This window comes from Micromonospora echinospora (assembly GCF_014203425.1).
GTDB classification, from domain to species: domain Bacteria; phylum Actinomycetota; class Actinomycetes; order Mycobacteriales; family Micromonosporaceae; genus Micromonospora; species Micromonospora echinospora_A.
On sequence record NZ_JACHJC010000001.1, the window covers coordinates 2,942,936 to 2,962,981 of the forward strand.

At 73.1% G+C, this 20,046-nt stretch carries 15 protein-coding genes and 1 pseudogene; 6 read left to right on the forward strand and 10 right to left on the reverse strand.

What is annotated here, in order from left to right; genetic code table 11:
* Window positions 1-13: 13 nt before the first annotated feature.
* From FHU28_RS13910 to FHU28_RS13925, 5 genes and pseudogenes are all read right to left on the reverse strand, one after another.
* A complete protein-coding gene (locus tag FHU28_RS13910; protein ID WP_260412960.1) occupies window positions 14-691 on the reverse strand; it encodes an SDR family NAD(P)-dependent oxidoreductase in 678 nt (225 codons plus the stop codon).
* Between the two features lie 73 nt (window positions 692-764).
* Window positions 765-959: pseudogene (locus FHU28_RS32625) on the reverse strand (SDR family NAD(P)-dependent oxidoreductase); the annotation flags it as partial.
* Window positions 956-2,140, reverse strand: coding sequence for a zinc-dependent alcohol dehydrogenase (locus tag FHU28_RS13915; RefSeq protein ID WP_184684283.1), 1,185 nt, complete (start codon window positions 2,138-2,140; stop codon window positions 956-958). The pseudogene FHU28_RS32625 and the gene FHU28_RS13915, both read right to left, overlap by 4 nt.
* A gap of 72 nt (window positions 2,141-2,212) precedes the next feature.
* The gene (locus FHU28_RS13920; RefSeq protein ID WP_184684285.1) at window positions 2,213-2,806 is read right to left on the reverse strand and encodes a molybdopterin cofactor-binding domain-containing protein; all 594 of its coding nucleotides are present in this window, start codon (window positions 2,804-2,806) and stop codon (window positions 2,213-2,215) included.
* 41 nt (window positions 2,807-2,847) lie between these two features.
* Window positions 2,848-4,071: an oxygenase MpaB family protein gene (locus FHU28_RS13925; protein WP_116511831.1), complete on the reverse strand. Its 1,224-nt coding sequence runs from the start codon at window positions 4,069-4,071 to the stop codon at window positions 2,848-2,850.
* 142 nt (window positions 4,072-4,213) lie between these two features.
* Between FHU28_RS13925 and FHU28_RS13930 the strand changes: the two genes are divergently transcribed.
* Together FHU28_RS13930 and FHU28_RS13935 are read left to right on the forward strand one after the other, a co-directional pair.
* On the forward strand, window positions 4,214-4,981 hold the full coding sequence (locus tag FHU28_RS13930) for an SDR family NAD(P)-dependent oxidoreductase (RefSeq protein ID WP_184684287.1): 768 nt from the start codon (window positions 4,214-4,216) through the stop codon (window positions 4,979-4,981).
* A gap of 207 nt (window positions 4,982-5,188) precedes the next feature.
* Window positions 5,189-7,051 (forward strand): AMP-dependent synthetase/ligase, encoded by a 1,863-nt coding sequence (locus FHU28_RS13935; RefSeq protein WP_184684289.1) that lies wholly within the window; start codon window positions 5,189-5,191, stop codon window positions 7,049-7,051.
* Here FHU28_RS13935 and FHU28_RS13940 read toward each other — a convergent pair.
* On the reverse strand, window positions 6,959-7,930 hold the full coding sequence (locus tag FHU28_RS13940) for an oxygenase MpaB family protein (protein WP_184684291.1): 972 nt from the start codon (window positions 7,928-7,930) through the stop codon (window positions 6,959-6,961). The two genes, FHU28_RS13935 and FHU28_RS13940, sit on opposite strands and share 93 nt — an antisense overlap.
* Window positions 7,931-8,081: 151 nt before the next feature.
* Between FHU28_RS13940 and FHU28_RS13945 the strand changes: the two genes are divergently transcribed.
* Complete coding sequence (locus tag FHU28_RS13945) at window positions 8,082-9,299, forward strand: oxygenase MpaB family protein (RefSeq protein ID WP_184684293.1); 1,218 nt, start codon at window positions 8,082-8,084, stop codon at window positions 9,297-9,299.
* A 12-nt stretch (window positions 9,300-9,311) separates the two neighbouring features.
* Here the strand turns inward: FHU28_RS13945 and FHU28_RS33065 are convergent, their stop codons facing one another.
* On the reverse strand, window positions 9,312-10,475 hold the full coding sequence (locus FHU28_RS33065) for a TetR/AcrR family transcriptional regulator (RefSeq protein ID WP_184684295.1): 1,164 nt from the start codon (window positions 10,473-10,475) through the stop codon (window positions 9,312-9,314).
* 101 nt (window positions 10,476-10,576) lie between these two features.
* A complete protein-coding gene (locus FHU28_RS13955) occupies window positions 10,577-11,785 on the reverse strand; it encodes a TetR/AcrR family transcriptional regulator (RefSeq protein WP_184684297.1) in 1,209 nt (402 codons plus the stop codon).
* Window positions 11,786-11,968: 183 nt separating this feature from the next.
* Here FHU28_RS13955 and FHU28_RS13960 point away from each other — a divergent pair, with 183 nt between their 5' ends.
* Window positions 11,969-13,183, forward strand: coding sequence for an acetyl-CoA C-acetyltransferase (locus FHU28_RS13960; protein ID WP_184684300.1), 1,215 nt, complete (start codon window positions 11,969-11,971; stop codon window positions 13,181-13,183).
* Window positions 13,184-13,192: 9 nt separating this feature from the next.
* Entirely contained in the window at window positions 13,193-15,340 is a 2,148-nt protein-coding gene (locus tag FHU28_RS13965) for a 3-hydroxyacyl-CoA dehydrogenase NAD-binding domain-containing protein (RefSeq protein ID WP_184684303.1), read from the forward strand.
* A gap of 6 nt (window positions 15,341-15,346) precedes the next feature.
* Here the strand turns inward: FHU28_RS13965 and FHU28_RS13970 are convergent, their stop codons facing one another.
* Both FHU28_RS13970 and FHU28_RS13975 read right to left on the reverse strand, forming a co-directional pair.
* Window positions 15,347-17,293 (reverse strand): GMC family oxidoreductase N-terminal domain-containing protein, encoded by a 1,947-nt coding sequence (locus FHU28_RS13970; protein WP_184684306.1) that lies wholly within the window; start codon window positions 17,291-17,293, stop codon window positions 15,347-15,349.
* A gap of 33 nt (window positions 17,294-17,326) precedes the next feature.
* Window positions 17,327-18,478 carry an acyl-CoA dehydrogenase family protein gene (locus FHU28_RS13975; protein ID WP_184684309.1) on the reverse strand — a complete coding sequence of 384 codons (1,152 nt, stop codon included), beginning with the start codon at window positions 18,476-18,478 and terminating at the stop codon, window positions 17,327-17,329.
* 76 nt (window positions 18,479-18,554) lie between these two features.
* Here FHU28_RS13975 and FHU28_RS13980 point away from each other — a divergent pair, with 76 nt between their 5' ends.
* Window positions 18,555-20,045, forward strand: a complete 1,491-nt coding sequence (locus FHU28_RS13980; protein ID WP_184684311.1) for an aldehyde dehydrogenase family protein — start codon at window positions 18,555-18,557, stop codon at window positions 20,043-20,045.
* Window position 20,046 lies beyond the last annotated feature (1 nt).

A 20,046-nucleotide genomic window follows, 5' to 3' on the forward strand; every position in this document is an offset into this window, starting at 1 on the left:
GGCGCGGCGGCGGTCAGGGCAGCCGGCGCCGCACCGCCGACGCCACGCCGGCCGCGCGCCCACCGGCCGCGCGTACCAGTTGTGACACGTCGGGCACCCATCCGCCCCGGACCGCCTCGCCGGCCGGGTTGGGCGTGAACACGATGCCCCGGTGGGCGGCGACCGGCTGCCGGGTCAGCCCGGCCAGGCGCATCAGCGGCCCGACCAGCACGTCGTACACCCCGGGCAGGGCGGTGAAGCCGAAGCGCATGATCACGTTGAGCCGTCCCACCGAGACCTCGCGGCGGGGCCGGTCGAGGCATCCGGCGATGGCCCGGGCCACCCGTTCGGGTGCGGCGACCGGGGGTGGCGGCCGGCCGATCCGGCCCAGGTAGTTGGCCGCCTGCCGGTAGACGGGTGTGTCGACGCTGCCCGGGTTGACCAGGCAGATCGCGATGCCCGGTGTCTCCCGCGCCTCCTGCTGCAGCGTGCGGGCCAGCCCTTGCAGGCCCCACTTCGCCGCCACGTAGCCGCTCATGTAGGGCGCGGTGATGTGCCCGAGCACCGAGCCGGTGAGCACGAGCGTGCCACCGCCGGCGGCCCGGAACCGGAGCAGCGCCTCCCGGGCCACGGCCGCGGCGGCCAGCAGGTCGGTGCGGACCACCTGCTCGAACACCTCGGCCGGGGTCTCGTCGAAGCGGCCGTAGGACATCACCGCGGCGGTGTGCCACCCAGGCGTCGACGCCGCCGTACTCGGCCTGCGCCGCGTCGGCGAGCGCGGCCACCGCGCCGGGCTCGGTCACGTCCATCGGTACGGTGATCGCCGCCGCGCCCGCGGCCCGGCACTCCTCGCGCACCTCGGCGAGCGTGGTGGGGGAGCGGGCCGCGAGGACCAGCCGGTCCCCGCGGCCCGCCAGCTCAAGGGCGGTCGCCCGGCCGATCCCGCTGGTCGCGCCGGTGACGACCACCGTCCGGGTCACGGCGCGAGCACGACCTTGACGCAGCCGTCCTCCTTCTTCTGGAACATCTCGTACGCCCGCGGCGCGTCGGTCAGCGGCAGCCGGTGGGTCCGCAGGTCCTCCACGCCCAGCGGGTCGTCGTCGCGCTCCAGCAGCGGGATGATGTCGTCGACCCAACGCCGCACGTGGCACTGCCCCATGCGCAGCTGGATGCCCCTGTCGAACATCTCCATCAGCGGCATCGGGTCCTGCTCGCCGCCGTACACGCCGGAGATCGACACGGTGCCGCCGCGCCGGACCGCCTTGAGCGCGGCGTGCAGCACCACCAGCCGGTCCACGCCGGCCTTGTCGGTCATCGCCTGGGCCAGCTTGTCCGGAAGCAGCCCGGCGGCGGTCTGGGCCATCTTGCCCAGCGGCGCGCCGTGCGCCTCCATGCCGACCGCGTCGATCACCGCGTCCGGGCCGCGCCCGTCGACCAGGTCGATGAGCGTGCCGGGTACGTCGTCGAGCTGGCTGACGTCGAGCACCTCGATGCCGTGGCGCCGGGCCATCTCCAGCCGCTCGGGCACCAGGTCCAGCCCGATCACGCGGCCGGCGCCCAGGTGGCGGCCGATCCGGGCGCAGAACTGCCCGACCGGGCCGAGCCCGAACACGGCGAGCGTGCCGCCGGGCGGGGTGTCCGCGTACTTCACGGCCTGCCAGGCGGTGGGCAGGATGTCGGACAGGTAGAGCCAGCGCTCGTCCGGGCCGCTGTCCGGGATCGTGATCGGGCCGAACTGGGCCTGCGGCACGCGCAGGTACTCGGCCTGGCCGCCGGGGATCGAGCCGTACAGCGAGGTGTAGCCGAACAGGGACGCGCCCTTGCCCTGGCTCTTGACCTGCGTGGTCTCGCACTGGGCGTAGAGCTGCCGCTCGCACATCCAGCACGAGCCGCAGGAGATGTTGAACGGGACGACCACCCGGTCGCCCTTCTTGAGCCGGGTCACCCCGGGCCCGACCTCCTCGACGATGCCCATCGGCTCGTGCCCGAGGACGTCGCCGGGCTTCAGGTACGGCCCGAGCACCTCGTACAGGTGCAGGTCGGAACCGCAGATCGCGGTCGAGGTGATCCGGACGATCGCGTCGGTCGGCTCCTCGATCCGGGGGTCCGGGACGTCCTCGACGCGAACGTCCCGCTTGCCGTGCCAGGTCAGTGCCTTCATGCCCGTATGTCCCCTCTCCGGTGCCGTCCATGGGACTGCTACCCGGCAGGGGACCGTTGAATCGGCTGCCGATCACCGTGGTGCGAGGTCGACGGCCACGGCGATCGTCCTGGTGGTGGCCGCCGTGACGGCGAGGGCGCCGATGTCGAGGCGGCGGCCGGCGCCGTCGGTGACGGCACCGGCAGCGAGCCGCAGGCCGGCGACGGGCGTGCCGAGCGTCGCCGACGCGGCCTCCAGCAGCCGGCGGCGGGCCACGGCCGCGGCGACCAGCACGGGGGTACGGGTGGCCACGGCCGGCCCCGGTCCGGCGCGCCACCGGCCGGCCGCCGGTCGTGGGCGCGCGTCGGCCGGTGGGACGCGCACGCGGCGGCGCGGCAGGGACAACTCCTCGGCGATCAGCTCGGCGGCCGAGGCGTCGCCGCCGTGCCCGACCCGGCCCGGCGGCAACGTGACCGACACGGTTCCGTCCGGGCCGACCTCGACGGAGATCAGTTCCGCCGCCGGCAGCGCCGTCGCGGTCAGGACGTGGCCGAGGCCGAGCAGGCCGGTCACGTCCGGCGACGGCAGCCGGGCGGCCCTCGGGTACGCCGCCGCGAGTTCGGCCGCGGTGACGAGGACCGGCGCGGCCAGCACGTACCCGAGGAACCGGGGGACGGATGCGCTCATCGTGGCCCGCGCGGTGCGCAGGTGAGCCGGGGACACGGTGGTCAGAACTCGCGGTTGCCCAGCGGGATCTCGATGTTGATGGACTGTCCCTCGGACAGGAACAGCAGGGCCAGCTTGCGCAGGAACTCGTCGAAGAGCCAGTAGCACTCCGGCGCGAGCGGGAACGGCAGCAGTGCCTCCCGCACCGCGATGAACGGGCCCCAGCTCGTCCGCAGCAGCGTGTCCCAGAGCAGGTCGCGGGGGATCTGCAGCCAGTTGGCGATCTGGTTGCCGAGCATGAACCGGGTGAACGAGCCGAGGATGGGCTTGCTCAGCAGCCCGGCGTCGATCTCCTTGCCGAGGCCGAGCAGGATGTCTGCCAGCGCGTTGCCCTCGCGGGTGGGCGCCAGCACCGGGTCGAGGACCTCGGCGGCCTGGGCGTTCGCCTCGCTCCAGGAGGCGGGAATGTACTCGTCCTTGATGCCGAGCATGTGGGCGGCGACCTGCCACAGGTGCAGGAACGCGGCCGACTCGGCGGCGGGGATCGGGACGCGCCAGTCGGTCAGCTTCCGCATGACCGTGGTGGGCAGGCTGTGCCAGGTGACCATGAGGTCCCGCTGGCTGATCGGGATGTCCTCCGGCGCGACCTCGGCCCAGTCCGGTGACTGCGGCAGGAGGTGACGGACGCCCGCGTGGGCCAGCCGGGTCTTGACGGCGGTCACGATCATCGAGCCGTCGGGCTGGTAGGCGTTGGCGGTGCCGATGTCGTACCCGAGCTTGGCGGTCTTGGAGATGCGGTCCTTCATGTCCGCGCCGCCCTTGGAGTAGTAGACGGCGCGGGCCTCCTTCGGGATGACGGTGCTCATCATGCCGCTGGCCAGGCCGTACAGCACGCCGAGGTAGAGCCCGCGCTTCTCGTTGAAGCGCACGGCGGTGGCCAGCTTGCCCTGGTCCACCCAGGACGGCAGCACGCGCGCGCGTTCGATGAACTGGCGTACGTCCGCCGGGAGGCCGGCCGGCAGCGGCTGACCGTTCTTCGTCCACGTCCGCAGCAACTGGTTGACCAGTGGCGCGTCGCCCCGGTCGAGGAGCGAGGCGACGAGCGGGTCGGCCTCCTCGTCCCACACCCACCGCGGGTCGACGCCCGCTCCGGCTCCGGCCACCGAGCCCTGGGGCGACCAGGTCCACGCCGACCTGGCCTGGGCCGGCGCGGCGACGCTCAACGCGCCGAGCGCGCCCAGCGCCCCACCGGCTTTCAACATCTTGCGCCTGCTGACTGGTTCCACGTCCACTCACTCCTCGGGGGTCGAGGCCGCTGATACGGTGAAACAAATGTTGCGCCCGTGTATCACATGAGAGCACGCCGTAACGGTGTCCACAAGGCTCACGGTGACAACTGTCGATGGATCAAGCAGAGGGGAGTCCACCGTGGCGGTGGTCGGAGAAGCGCTGTCGGGCAAGGTCGCGTGGGTGACCGGGGCCAGTCAGGGCGTCGGCGCGGCGATCGCCGAAGGGCTGGCACGGGCCGGCGCGTCGGTGATCCTCCAGTCCCGGCGCGCGGACGCGCTGGCCGCGGTGCGGGACCGGATCGTGGCCGCCGGCGGCACGGCCGAGGTGGTCGCCGGGGACGTCGCCGACGAGTCCGCCGCCGACGCGGTCGTGGCCGTGGCGCGGCAGCGGTGGGGGCGCCTGGACGTCCTGGTCAACAACGCCGGCATCAGCCCGGCGCTGCACCGCAGTGAGCGGCTGAACCTCGCGGACTGGCAGCAGGTGATCGACACCAACCTGTCCGGGGTGTTCGTCTGCGCCCGCGCGGCCGGCGCCGTCATGATCGAGCAGGGCGCGGGCAGCATCGTCAACATGTCCTCGGTGCACGGTCAGGTCGGCTTCCCGCGCCTGGCCGCGTACAGCGCCAGCAAGGGCGGGGTCGAGCAGCTCACCCGGACGCTGGCGCTGGAGTGGGCGGCGGCCGGCGTGCGCGTCAACGCCGTCGCGCCCGGCTACCTGGAGACTCCGATGACGGAAGGGCTGCGCGGCCACGAGCAGTGGTCGAGGCGGCTGCGCGAGCGCATCCCGATGGGCCGGTTCGGCCGGCCCGAGGAGGTCGTCGGAGCGGTGCTGTTCCTGGCCTCGGACGCGGCCGGCTACGTCACCGGCAGCGTGTTGCACGTGGACGGTGGCTGGACCGCGCAGTGACCGAGGGCGTCGCCCGCGTGGTTAGCCGGCGTTCTCCCCGTGGGCGCGCATCCGGTCGCGATGAGCACGTATCGACCGCTGCTTCTTCCCAGGAAGTTAACCCTCGTTTACAGTGCTGCCATCGGCTGCGGAGCCCCGCGGCACCACGGCGAGGGGTGCGGCCAGCCCTGCCACCACCAGGCCCGGTTGCGTGCGAAGGAGAACTCCATGGACCCCGCCGACGTCCTTGCCGACCAATGCGCCAGGAAAGCCGCCGACCTGACCGTCCCGGCGCTGCTGCACCGCAACGCCACCGAGTTCGCCGACCTGCCGGCGCTGACCACGCTCGGCCGCGACGACACCCGCACCTGGGCGCAACTGCGCGACGAGGTCGCCGAGCTGTCCGGCGGCCTGGCCGAGATCGGCCTGGAGGCCGGGCGGCACATGCTGATCATGATGTCCAGCCGTGCCGAGCACTGGCTGGTCGACCTCGCCGCGGTTCACCTGGGCGCGGTGCCGTCCACGATCTACCCGACGCTCAGCGCCGAGCAGATGCGCTACCTGGCGCGGCACAGCGCCGCCCAGGTGCTCGTGCTGGAAGGGCCGGCCGAGCTGGAACGCTGGCGGCCGATCCTGGCCGACCTGCCGGACCTGCTCCGGGTGGTGCTTGTGGACGAGCCGGGCGAACCGGCCGCCGACGCGGTGCCGCTGTCGCGTGTGCGTACCCTCGGCCGGGCCGCGCGCGAGGCGGACCCGGACGCCTTCGAGCGGCGCTGGCGCACGATTCGCCCCGAGCAGCCGGTGACGCTGCTCTACACGTCCGGGACGACGGGCAACCCGAAGGGTGTCGTGCTCAGCCACCACAACGTGATCTACCAGGCGGTGGCGCTGGACGCGATGGTGTCCGTCCCCGACCACGCGCCGACGGTGGCCTACCTGCCGCTGGCGCACATCGCCGAACGGTTCCTCGGCATCTACAACGCGATCTACCGCGCCGGGCACGTGACCATCTGCCCCGACGCCACGCAACTCGTCGGGGCGCTGCGCGCTGTCGGTCCCGCCTCGTTCTTCGGGGTGCCGCGGGTCTGGGAGAAGATGGCCGCCGGTGTGCAGGCCCACCTGGCCGGCGCGGAGCCCGCGGTACGCGCCGCCGTCGCCGCCGCGAGCGCGGTGACGCTGGAGGCGTACGAGCTGCGCGCGGCCGGAAAGCCGGTGCCCGACGAGCTGGCCGCCCGGGTGGAGCAGGCCCGGGCCACTGTGCTCCGGCCCCTGCAGTCCACGCTCGGCCTGCAGAACATGGTCTGGCCCGGCAGCGGCGCCGCCCCGATCCCGGTGGACGTGCTGCGGTTCCTCGCCGGGCTCGGCGTCGACGTGCTGGAGGTGTGGGGCCTGACCGAGACCACCGGCACCGCCACCCTCAACACCCCCGACCGCTTCCGCACCGGGTCGGTCGGCCGGCCCAACGTGGGCATGGAGGTGCGCCTCGCCGACGACGGCGAGATCCTCGTCCGGGGTCCGCTGGTGTGCTCCGGCTACCTGCGGGAGGACGGCGGCGTCGAGCCGGTCGTCGACGCCGACGGCTGGCTGGCCACCGGCGACGTCGGCACGCTCGACGACGACGGCTTCCTCACCATCACCGACCGCAAGAAGGAACTCATCATCACCTCCAGCGGGAAGAACATCTCGCCGGCGCAGATCGAGAACCTGCTGCGGGCGCACCCGCTCATCGGTCAGGCGGTGGCGATCGGCGACCGCCGGCCGTACGTCACGGCGCTGATCGTGCTCGACGAGGAGGTGGCGCCCCAGTGGGCGCGGACGCAGGGGATCAGCGACCCGCAGATGCCCGGCCTGGCCTCGAACCCGGTGCTGCTGGCCGAGATCCAGTCCGCCGTGGACGCGGCGAACGCCCGGCTCGCCCGTCCCGAGCAGGTCAAGTCCTTCCAGGTGCTGCCGTCGGCCTGGACGCCGGAGTCCGGCGAGCTGACCCCGACGCTGAAGCTACGGCGCCGGATCATCGTCGACAGGTACGGCGACCGGATCGACTCCCTCTACACGGCCGCCGGGGTGGCGGCGGAGCCCGTCACGCAGTAGCGCCGGGTCGATGCCGGGCGGGGGTGGCGGCGCGCCGAGGTCGGCGGGCCGGTACCCCCGCGGGTAGCCGGGATAGGTGCGGTTGCGCGGCGCGCGGGTCAGCCGGCTCGTGGTCCGCGCGGGCAGCAGCCGCACCACCGCCGCCCGGGCGCGCAGCCCGGCGGTGAGCGCTCCGGACAGCCGGCGTGGCGCGGCCGGGAAGCCGAACGCGGCCCGCAGGTCGGCGGGAAGCAGCGCGAGGACGCCGAGCCGGGCCGCGCGGCGCAGCGGCGGCGGGTACCAGGACGCGAACAGGTCGAGCGTGGACGCGCCGACGCGCTCGTTGCTCGGGGCGTAGCGGAAGTTCGCGCGCTCGTACTCGCGCTTGAAGTCCCGGAAGGCGTCGAAGTCCGCCGGGACGTCCCGGATGCCCATCCGCGCGCCGACCGCGCGGTAGTAGTGGAACGCGGCCAGTCGTTCGTGCTCGTGCAGCGGGCGCCAGCCGTACCGGTCCAGCCAGTCGATCGGCTCGTAGACGAACGTGGACAGCACGTAACGCATGTCGTCGTCGGAGATCGCGTACCGGCCGTGCGCCCGGTTGATCACGCGCAGCGCCTCCCGGCCGCGCGGTGAGTCGTACCCGTGCTCGACCATCTCCGCCATCAGCAGCGCGGTGTCGTCGTAGCGCTGCTGTGCCCGCACGCGGAACTCGCCGGTCGCGTCGAGCAGCGCGGAGATGCTCGGCACGCAGTACGTGCGCAGCAGCGCCAGCTCCAGCGCGCGCTGGTAGTCGAAGGGGAACTCGTACCCGGCCGAGAGCCGGTAGATCTCGTGATGGTCGCGTACCGGATCGAGCTGCTCGATCCGTCGCAACCAGCGGTACCGCCCGCCACCAGCCATTCCGACCACCTCACCACCCACCCTTGCCGACGAAGTCAAGCTCCTCTATGTTAATAGAAAATCACATCCCCGGATAACTCGAAACCTGCTTGTGCGCACCTCACGGGCCGGTGTTCAGGGCGATGTCCGGTCGAACCGGGAAGTGGTGCGAATGGAGAATCTCAGTAGACGCAGCCTCCTGACCCTCGGTGCCGCGCTGGGACTGGTCGCCGTGGCCGACACCCCCAAGGCGTGGGCGTGGTCGTCGTCCGGCTCGATCGCCGGGACCGACACGGTCACCGACCCGTGGGACGTCTGGGACGACGACACCGACCCGCTCGTCGCCTCGCTGCTGGACGCCGGTCAGATCCCGGCGGTGAACACCGCGTTCGCGTCCTGGATCCGCAACGGCGACGCGCTGCCCGCCGGCCTGCCCCCGGCGCTGTCCACCTACCTGCGGCGGGTCAACACGCTGCCGTCCTGGGCCGACCAGGCCAAGCTGGACCGCGCCGCCCAGTTCAACAAGCGCATGAGCATGTACCTGTTCCTGCTCTACGGCCTGGGCAGCGGGATCATGAGCACGGTGATCCCGCGCGAGGCCCGCAACGTGTACTGGTCCGAGGGCGGCGCGGACATGAAGTCGCGCGCCGCGAAGACCTTCACCTACGGCTACGACCTGAGCGCCCCCGACGCGTTCAAGGCCACCGGCAGCTTCGTCGTCACCTCGCACAAGACCCGCCTGACCCACGCGGCGGTGCGGCACCTGCTGCCGCAGTCCGCGCCGTGGCGCGGCGTCACCGACCACCCGATCCCGATCAGCAACGGCGACATCCTCATCACCTTCCACAGCCTCGGCACGTACGTGCACCGCAAGCTGCTCGACTGGCGTCGCTGGGGCCTGCGGATGTCGGCCGCGGAGGAGGAGGCCTACCTGCACATGTGGCAGGTCGCACTGCACCTGCTCGGCGTGCGCGACGAGTTCATCCCGAACAGCTGGGCCGCCGCCGAGGAGCAGTCCCGGTACGCGCTGACGCCGCTCCTCGCGCCGACGCCCGAGGGCATCGACCTGGCCGACGTCCTGCTGAACCTGACGTCCTCGGTGGACCTGGGCGTCACCCGGGGATTCCAGCGGGAGTTCGCGCGCTACGTGCTGACCGACCGGATCGGCGACTGGCTGCGGCTGCCACGCGACTACATCTCCCGGGGCGTGATCGAGGCCGGCTGGCCGACGTACGTCATGTTTCGCGAAGGACTCTCGCCGCTCGTGCCGGAGACGTTCGGCCTGTTCGACAGGTTCATCCGCGGGCTGGCGATGCTGTTCCTCAACAACGGCTCGTCCGCGACGCACACCCCGATCACCATTCCGGTCATGAACCGGCCGGGCACCTGAGCCGGCGCCGGGTCACCGGGTCAGGGCGCCGGTGACCAGCGCGGTGACGGCATCCCGGTGGCCGGGCGAGTCCTGCCAGCGCAGGGCGCGCCCGGCCTCCACGGCCACCCCGAATCCGGCGTGCACCAGCAGCCGGGCCTGCCGCCGGTCCAGGTCCGGGCGGACCGCCCGCAACTGCTGCTCCCAGACCGCGATGTGCTCGCGCTGGGCGAGGATCAGCGGGCGCCGCACGTCGGCCGGGAGGCCGGCCACCTCGGCCTCGGCGACACTGTTGAGGGCGTTGTGCTCGAAGCAGTAGGCCACGTACGCCGCCGCCAGCGCGACCACCGCCTGCCGGGGGTCGGACGCCCGCTGGAGGCTGCGGTCCACCGCCTGGGCGAGCAGTTCCGCCGCCTGGAGGCAGGCGGCCACCAGGATGTCCACCTTGCCGGGGTAGTGGCGGTAGAGGGCGGACGGCGCGAGCCCGACGGCCTGGGCGATCTGCGCGTTCGTGACGGTGGCGAACCCGTCGCGGGCGAACAGCGGGACGGCGGCGGCCAGGATCTGCGCGCGCCGGGTCCGGGGCACCGGCTGGGCGGGCAGCTCGACCAGCCGTGCGGTGCCGGCGGCCGTCGTGGGGTCGGTGGCCGCCACGCGCATCGCGGACCGGAGCACCAGATCCTCGATCCGGCGCTGCGCGATCGAGGTGTGGTGCATCGTCACCGAGCCGATCACCCCGAGGGCCGCCACGGCGCGCAGGCGCTCGTCGGGCAGCGGGTACTCCCGCCGTACCGTCTCGGTGACCCGGCCCACGACGCGGTCGAACTTCGTGCGGAGCAGGCGGCGGTCCTCGCGGCCGAGGTAGCGGGCCTCCCACCGGTACAGGCCGCCGGAGGCGCGGTGCGCCACGGTGACCCGGGTGAGGGCGAGGAGCACGTCGGACAGCGCCGCGTCGGACGGCCACTCGTCGATGACCTCGACGAGGTTGTCCACCATGACGTTGGCGCACGCGGCGAACAGCGCGTACTTGTTCGGGAAGTGCCGGTAGAGCGCGGGCGCGCTGATGCCGACGGCGGCCGCGATCTCCTCCATGGATGCGCCGTGGTAGCCGCGCTCGCTGAACACCTGCCCGGCCGACTCGACGATGACCTGCCTGCGGTTGCGTGGCCGGGTGGCAGCGGCCGGCCCGGTGGTCACCGGGCCGGCCGATCGGCCGCGGGCGGGCACAGCACCATGCGTGTCAGTCAATCACAGCGCCTCACGCCGCCCGTGTGGTCGCCGCGGCCCGGCGGCGCCGGTCAGGCGCGCAGCACCGTGAGTGCGAGCCGGGCGGTCTGGGTGTCGTAGCCCTCGGTGCGGTCGAAGCGGCCGATCCGACCGACGTCGGTGACGACGTTCAGCGCGGCGTGCACGAGAACGCGGGCGTCCCCGGCGGGCAGGTCCGGTCGTACGGCGCGGACCAGGCCCACCCACTCCTCGACGTGCAGGCGCTGCGCGCCGCGCAACTGGTGCCGGTCCCGGTCCGGCAGGTTGTTGTTCTCCGCCAGGTAGACCGCGACGAGGTCGCTCTGGGTGAACGTGAAGTCGACGTAGGCCCGCACCACCCGGCGCAGCGCGTCGGCCCTGTCGCCCGCCTCGGCGATCGCGGCGGTCGTGGCCCCGGTCAGGCGGTCGGTGGCGCGGTAGTAGGCGGCCGCGAGCAGGTCGGCCTTGCTCGGGAAGTACCGGTACACGCTGGATGCCTGCATGCCTGCCGCGCGCCCGATGTCCTCGACGGCGACGGCGTGGTAGCCGTGGCGGTGGAACAGGCGGATCGCCTCGACCAGCAGCAGCTCGCGGCGCGACGCCGGACGCACCGGCCCGGTGACCGGCGTGTCCTCCGACGCGGGACGCCGCCGGGGCGGCACCGAGGGAGCGTCGGTCCGCAGCAGGGTCCAGGCGACGCGGGTGAGCAGGCGTTCGGTGTCGGCGCCGGTGGCCGCGGCCCGGTAGGTGGTCACGCTGCCGAAGGCGCTCAGCGCCGCGTTCGTCAGCAGGTCCGCCTGCCCGGCGGTCAGCTCGGGGCGCAGCTCGCGCAGCGGCCCGGCCAGGCGGCCGACGAGCGTGGTCATGCTCGCGGCGAACTCCTGCCGGTGCTCGGCGGTGAGATACCGGCCCTCCCACTGGTACAGCCCGGCCACCCGTCGCCGGCTCACCGCGGCCCCGGCGAGCGCGTGCAGCAGCTCGTCGAGCCGCGCCTGCGGGTCGGTCGCGGACGGCTCCTCGGTGGCGGCGAGCAGCGCGCCGACGACCTCCCGGGTGGCGTGCACGAGGATCGCGTACTTGTTCGGGAAGTGCCGGTAGACGGCCGGGCCGCTGATGCCGACGGCCGCGGCGATCTCGTCCACCGACACCCCGTGGTAGCCCCGCTCGCAGAACAGCTCGGCGCCGGCCAGCGCGATGCGGGCCTTGCGGTCCTTCGGCCGTCTGGCAGGTGCCGGCGCGGTGTCGCTCGCTGCTTGTCGCACCCCTACACGTTAGCGCCACCTCGCGGGATCTCCGTGTCACCCCGGCGCCTCAACGGCCGCCGAATCCGGGCCGGGTCGATGGCGGCCAGCGCTCTTCGGGCATCGACGCTTCTTGACAAGCTGCGGTGGGCTCAAGAAAAGTTAGGCGAAATTCGCATGCGGGTGAGCAATGAGGAGCTTGGCATGACGACCGAGGCGTTCATCTACGACGCGTTGCGCACACCGCGCGGGCGAGGCAAGCCCACCGGGGCCCTGTACGGGGTCAAGCCGGTCTCGCTCGTCACCGGCCTGATCGAGGAGACCCTACGGCGGATGCCCGGCCTGGACCCGGCGCTGATCGACGACATCGTGCTCGGCGTGGTGTCCCCGCTCGGCGACCAGGGCGCCGACATCGCCCGCACCGCCGCCGTCGCCGCCGGCCTGCCCGACACCGTGGCCGGCGTCCAGCTCAACCGCTTCTGCGCCTCCGGGCTGGAGGCGGTCAACATCGCCGCGCAGAAGGTGCGCTCCGGCTGGGAGGATCTCGTCCTCGCCGGTGGCGTCGAGTCGATGTCCCGGATACCGATGGGCTCCGACGGGGGAGCGTGGGCGCTGGACCCGGAGACCAACTACACCACCGGCTTCGTGCCCCAGGGCATCAGCGCCGACCTCATCGCCACGATCGCCGGCTTCGACCGCGAGACCGTCGACGCGTACGCGCTCCAGTCGCAGGCGCGGGCCGCGAAGGCGTGGGCGAACGGCTACTTCACCCGTTCCGTGGTGCCGGTGCGCGACCGCAACGGGCTCACCGTCCTGGACCGCGACGAGCACATCCGGGCCGACTCGACGGCGGAGAGTCTCGCCGCACTGCGCCCCTCGTTCGCCGGGATCGGCGAGCAGGCGGGCTTCGACGCGGTCGCGTTGCAGAAGTACCACTGGGTCGAGCGCATCGAGCACGTCCACACGGCGGGCAACTCCTCCGGCATCGTGGACGGCGCCGCGCTCGTCACGATCGGCAGCGAGGCGGCCGGCGCCGCCGCCGGGCTCACGCCCCGGGCCCGCGTCGTGGCGACAGCGCTCAGCGGCGCCGACCCCACCATCATGCTCACCGGCCCGGCCCCGGCCGCCCGCAAGGCGCTGGCCAAGGCGGGTCTCGGCGTCGAGGACCTCGACCTGGTCGAGATCAACGAGGCGTTCGCCGCCGTGGTCCTGCGGTTCGTCGCCGACCTCGGAGTCAGCCCGGAGATCGTCAACGTCAACGGCGGCGCGATCGCGATGGGGCACCCGCTCGGCGCCACCGGCGCCATGATCCTCGGCACGCTCGTCGACGAGCTGGAACGGCGCGGCGGCCGCTACGGGCTGGCCACGCTCTGCGCCGGCGGCGGCATGGGCATCGCCACAGTCATCGAACGAATCTGAGGAGCACGAATGGCAAACACCATCCGGTGGGAGCACGGCGACGACGGCATCGTGCTGCTCACCCTCGACCACCCCGGCCGCTCGGCGAACGTGATGAACGCGGAGTTCGGCGCGAGCCTCACGACCACTGTGGACCGGCTCGAAGCCGAACGCGACCGGATCACCGGCGTGATCGTCACCTCGGCCAAGAAGACGTTCTTCGCCGGCGGCGACCTGGGGACCCTGGTGCGGCTGACCCCCGCCGACGCCGAGACGTCAGCCGCCGGCGCGGCCGCGCTCAAGCACGCCGTACGCCGGCTGGAGACGCTCGGCCGTCCGGTCGTCGCCGCGATCAACGGATCGGCCCTCGGCGGCGGGCTGGAACTGGCACTGGGCTGCCACCACCGCGTCGTCCTCGACGACCCCGCCATCGAGATCGGCTTTCCCGAGGTCACGCTCGGCCTGCTGCCCGGCTGCGGCGGCGTGGTGCGTACCGTCCGACTGCTGGGCGTGGTCGACGCGCTCACCAACTGGCTGCTGCGCGGCCAGCGCCACCGGCCGCAGGACGCGCTGGCGCATGGGCTGGTCGACGAGATCGCCGCCGACCGGGACGCCCTGACGGCCGCCGCCCGCGCCTGGATCGCCGCGAACCCGGACGCGACCCAGCCGTACGACCGCAAGGGCTACCGGATGCCTGGCGGCACGCCGTCCACCCCGGCGCTCGCGGCCCAGTTGCCGGCCATGCCGGCGCTGCTGCGCAAGCAGCTCAAGGGCGCGCCCTACCCGGCGCCCCGCAACATCCTCGCCGCCGCCGTCGAGGGCGCCCAGGTCGACCTGGACACCGCGTTCGCGATCGAGGGGCGGTACTTCACCGAGCTGGCCACCGGCCGGATCGCCAAGAACATGATCAAGGCGCTCTTCTTCGACCTCCAGACCGCCCGGTCCCGGGCCGCCGGCGGGGACCACGAGCCGGTGCGCAGCGTCGCAGTCGTCGGCGCGGGCATGATGGGCGCGGCCATCGCGTACGTCTGCGCCCGCGCCGGGATGCGCGTCGTGCTCAAGGACGTGACGGCAGAGGGGGCGCTGCGGGGCAAGGCGTACTCGGCTGGTCTGCTCGACAAGGCGGTCGCCCGGGGCCGGTCCACGCCGCAGAAGCGCGACGAGATCCTGGGCCGGATCCAGGCCACCGGTGACGTCGCCGACCTCGCCGGCGTCGACCTCGTCATCGAGGCGGTCTTCGAGGACCCGGCGCTCAAGCACAAGGTGTACGCCGAGATCGAGCAGGTCGCGCCGGACGCGCTGATCGCCTCCAACACGTCCACGCTGCCCATCACGCTGCTCGCCGAGGGCGTCAGCAAGCCGGAGGAGTTCGTCGGGCTGCACTTCTTCTCCCCGGTGGACAAGATGCCGCTGGTCGAGGTGATCCGTGGGGAGCGGACCAGCGAGGCCACGCTGGGGCGCGCCCTCGGGGTCGTCCGCGCGCTGCGCAAGACGCCGATCGTCGTCAACGACAGCCGGGGCTTCTTCACCAGCCGGGTGATCGGGACGTTCACCAACGAGGGCGTGGCGATGCTCGCCGAGGGCATCCCGGCGGCGACCATCGAGCAGGCCAGCAGCCAGGCCGGGTACCCCGCGCCGGTCCTCGCGCTGATGGACGAGCTGACCCTCACGCTGCCCCGCAGGATCCGGCAGGAGACGGCCGCGGCCACAGTCGCCGCGGGCGGCACCTGGCATCCGCACGCCGCCGACGCGGTCATCGACCGGATGATCGACGACTGCGGCCGGACCGGACGCTCCGGCGGCGCCGGCTTCTACGACTACCGCGACGGGAAGAGAGCCGGGCTCTGGCCGGGGCTGCGCGAGCAGTTCGGCGGCACCAACCTGGACACGCCCTTCGAGGACCTCCAGGAGCGGATGCTCTTCATCGAGGCGATCGAGTCGGTGCGGTGCCTGGACGAGGGCGTGCTGACCTCCGTGGCCGACGCCAACGTCGGCTCGATCCTGGGCATCGGCTATCCGAGCTGGACCGGCGGCGTCCTGCAGTACGTCAACCAGTACGACGGCGGGCTGCCGGGCTTCGTCGCCCGCGCCCGCGTGCTCGCCGAGCGCTACGGCGAGCGCTTCGACCCGCCGCCGCTGCTGTGCGCGATGGCCGAGCGGGGCGAGCGGTTCGAGTAGCGACGGTCAGAGCGCGGCGGCGAGTCGCTGGACGTTCATGTACGCGATGGCCTCGACGGAGATCATCGGGTTGACGCCCAGCGACGCCGGGAAGGTGGACGCGTCGGCGAGGACCAGGTTGGGGACCTCCCACGTCGCGCCGTCCGGCCGGGCCACCGACGTCGCCGCGCTGCCGCCCATCCGGGCCGCGCCCATGATGTGCAGGGCGGCCATGGCGACCTGCCCGGGCGCGGTCCCGAGAGTCCCGGTGTGCCTGATGAACTCGTCGACGGAACTCGTGCCGCGTTCCCAGACCGGGCCGCGCTGGTGTCCGGACCAGAGCCGCAGCGCCCCGGCCGCCTCGACGATCCGGGCCGCGCCGGCGATTCCTGCTCGCATGTGGGCGGCGTCGTAGGGGGATAGGCGGTAGCGCACCACCGGCTCGCCGTCGCGGCCGACCCGGACCTCACCGCTGTCGCGGTCGCGGGTGATCACGCCGACGCCGCCGAGGTGCGGCAGCGCGCGCATCCGGTCCAGGTGTGCCCGTCCGCCCGTCCAGCTCATGAAGGACACCGCGGTGGCCGGATTGGTGGCGGCGGTCTCGTAGATGACGCCGTAGCCGCGGCCGTCGAGGTCAGCGTGCTCGGTGGAGTACCGGGTCTGCATCCCGCCCTCCCACGGCCGGACCTCCTCGGCGAACACGCCCCAGACGCCGGTCGCCGGGTGCAGGTGCAGGTGCCGGCCGATGTTCGGGTTGGTGAGCCCGGAGCGGCGGAGCAGGGCCGGTGTCTGCACGCTGCCGGCGGCGACCACCACGGCGCGGGCGCGTACGGCGACCGGACGGCCGTCAGCGGTGTGGCCGGTCACGCCCGTCGCCCGGCCGGCCTCGACGGTGACGGTCCGCACGTCGACGCCGACGACGAGCCGCGCGCCGGCACGTTCCGCGTCGACCAGCCACGTCTTCGTCGCGGATCGTTTGGCGCCGATCCGGCAGCCCAGGCCGCAGCGCCCGCACTCGACACCGGTGTCGCAGCCGTCGACGTTGCGGGGCATCTCGTCGACGTGCCAGCCCAGGCGGTTCAGTCCGCGCTCCATCAGCGCGTCCCGGGAGGAGATCCGGCCGTGGTCGCGGTTGACGCCGAGCCTCGACCACACCGCGTCGAGGCAGCTGTCGTACTCGTCGGTGGCGAACTGCGGCACGCCCAGCGCGGCCCACTCCTCGCGTACCCGGGTCGGGGTGGGGAACGACGTGGTGTAGTTCACCACTGTGCCGCCGCCGAGGCACTGCCCCTGGAGGATGCTGAGCTGGCCCTCGGCGGTGGCGGAGGGGCCCGGTGCGTAGAGCCGGGACAGCCCGGACAGCTCCCCGCCGTCGAAGTCCCTGTCGTCGTAGTAGCCGCCCTTCTCGACGACGACCACGTCCAGGCCGTGCCCGGCGAGGACCGCGGCGGCCGTGCCGCCGCCGGCACCGGATCCGACGACGACGACGTCGCAGTCCAGCGTGGTCGGCGCGGACGGGCGGACCGGGGTCAGCGACGGCGCGGGCGCGTCGGGCCGGACGCCGAGTGGCCCGGGGTAGCCGATGGCGTCCCACACGGGCGAGCGCCCGCCCGGCCCCGGAGTCAGGTAGTAGGAGAGGGTGGCGGCGCCCTTGAGCGCCTGGAACAGCGCCCGTTTGGCGGTGATCCGCGAGTCGGCCAGGGCGAGCAGCGTCCGCTCGCGGCGTTCCTGCGACTGCCGGGAGAACGGCTGCGCGGAACCGCCGAGAACGAGCTGGGTGACGGGGGAGTCCCACCGGTCCAGCAGCCGCAGGAACTGCCGGACCTCAGCGGCGCGCGGATTGTGCAGCACGAGCGCGGCCATCACCTCGGGCGCGCCGAGCCGGCTGGCCGACGGGACCTCGGCCCCGTCGCCCGGCGCGAACGTGTCACAGATGCTCGCCAGGGCGGCGCGCTGGCGGTCGGACAGGTGCACGGTGCCTCCGAGTGGCCGAGGGGGCCGGGTGCGTCAGAGCATCCGGTCGGACAGTCCGTACGTCTTCGCGATGATCTCGCGCTGGATCTCGCTCGCGCCGCCGTAGACGGTGGACACGATCGACGAGCGCACCAGGCGCTCCATGTCGAACTCGGTGGTGTAGCCGTAGCCGCCCATCATCTGCATCGCGTCCAGGGCGACCCGGCGGGCGGTCTCGGTGGCCTTGAGCTTCGCCATCGAGCTCTCCCGGGGCAGCATCGTGTCCGGGGACCTGTCGACAGCGGCGGCGGTGTCGTAGACCAGCAGCCGGGCGCACTCGATCTCGGTGGCCAGGTCGGCGAGGCGGTGCCGGATCACCTGGAACGACCCGATCGGCCGGCGGAACTGCCGCCGGTTCTTGACGTACTCCACGACGTCGTCGAACGCCCGCTGCGCGGTGCCGAGCATGATGCTGGCGAGGATCAGCCGTTCCATGTTGAGCCCGGCCATCAGTTGCCGCCAGCCGTTGTCGACCTCGCCGACCACGGCGTCGGCGGGCAGCACGCAGTCGGTGAAGTAGAGGTCGTTGACCTCCCGGCCGCCCATGGTGTCGATGCCGGACACGGTCAGGCCGGGTGCCGTGGCGGGGACCAGGAACATGGTCAGGCCGTGGTGGTCGCCGGCCCGGCCGGAGGTACGGGCGACCAGCAGGATGTGCTCGGCCAGGTGGGCGTTCGAACACCACGTCTTCTGGCCGTTGACGACGTACCCGTCATCGCGGCGCTCGGCGCGGCAGCTCAGGTTCGCCACGTCCGAGCCGGCCTCGGGCTCGGACATCGCCACCGCCTCGATGACGCCACGGGCCACCCCGGACAGGATCAGCTTCTTCTGCGCCGGTGTGCCGAACCGCTGGTAGGTGGCGGCCACGATGATCGAGGTGGTGAAGCCGCCGATCGGGGCCATCGCGCGGGCCGTCTCCTCCAGGAACAGGCACAGCTCCGTCATGCCGGCGCCGCCGCCGTCGAACTCCTCCGGCAGGGACAGGCCCAGCCAGCCGAGGTCGGCCATCCTGCGGTACAGCTCGGGGCTGTGCGGTTCCCGGCCGCCGTTCGTGAGGTTCTGCCGCTGCTCGCGGGTGCCCACCTCGCGGCGGCAGAAGTCCCGCACCGCCTCGACCAGGGATCGTTGCTCGTCGCTCCACTCCACTGCGGTACCTCCAGCGCGTCAGCAGGGATTGACAGCAAGGCTAGACTATCGAATATCAAATGTCAGGAGGCTGCCGATGACGTCCCTCGTGGAGCGCCCTCGCCGGTTGCGCGTCGCCGACCCGGTCACCGGGGAGCACCGCGCCGACTACGAGATGGCCGACGACGAAGCCGTACGCGCCGCCGTCGGGCGGGCCCGCGAAGCGGCCGGCTGGTGGGCGGGCCTGGACGCCCGGCAGCGCCGCCGGCACCTGCTCGCGTACAAGGCGTCGATCGCCGGCGGCATCGACGAGCTGGCCGGCATCATCCGGAGCGAGACCGGCAAGTCCCTCGCCGGAGCCCAGCTCGAGGTGATGCTCGCCGTCGAGCACCTGGACTGGGCGGCGCGCCATGCCCGGCGGGTGCTCCGGCGACGGTCGGTCTCCTCCGGCCTGCTCGCGTTCAACCAGGCCGCCTCCGTCGAGTACGTGCCGTACGGCGTGGTCGGCGTGATCGGCCCGTGGAACTACCCCGTCTACACGCCGCTGGGCGCGGTGTCGCACGCGCTCGCCGCGGGCAACGCGGTGGTGTTCAAGCCCAGCGAGTTCACCCCGGGCGTCGGGGTGTGGCTGGCCGAGCGCTGGCGTGCGCTGCTCCCCGGCCACCCGGTCCTGCAGGTCGTCACCGGCGACGGCACGACCGGTGCCGCGCTGTGCCGCGCGGGGGTCGACAAGGTCGCGTTCACCGGGTCGGCCGCGACGGCGCGCGTGGTGATGGCCGCCTGCGCCGAGAGCCTGACGCCGGTGGTGATCGAGGGCGGCGGCAAGGACGCGCTCATCGTCACCGCCGACGCCGACCTCGACGCCGCCGCCCGGGCGGCGGTCTTCGGCGGCCTCGGCAACGCCGGGCAGACCTGCGCCGGCGTCGAGCGCGTCTACGTCGAACAGCCGGTGTACGAGCAGTTCCTGACCAGGCTGACCGAGCTGGCGCGGGAGATCCGCCCGGGCGCCGAGCCGGACGCGCCGTACGGGCCGATGACCACGCCCGCCCAGCCGGACGTCGTGCGGCGCCACGTCACCGACGCGCTCGACCGGGGCGGCCGGGCGGTGGTCGGTGACGCGAACTCGGTACGGCCCCCGTTCGTGGAGCCGGTCGTGCTGGCCGAGGTGCCGGAGGACAGCGCGGCGGTGACCGAGGAGACGTTCGGGCCGGTGCTCGTGGTCAACCCGGTGGCCGACGCCGACGAGGCGGTACGCCGGACGAACGCGACGACCTACGGGCTCTCCGGCTCGATCTTCACCCGGGACCGCCGCCGTGGCCTGGCGCTCGCCGGGCGGCTGCGGGCCGGCGCGGTGTCGATCAACTCGGTGCTGGGGTACGCGGGCGTGCCGTCACTGCCCTTCGGCGGTGTGGGCGACTCGGGGTTCGGCCGGGTCCACGGCGCGGACGGACTGCGCGAGTTCAGCCGGGCGCGGTCGGTCACGTGGCAGCGGTTCCGGCCCGCGATCGACGTGATGACGCTGCAGCCGTCCGCCGCCGCCATGCGCCGGTCGCTGGCGATGTTCGCCAGGCGTCATGGCCGCCGGTGAC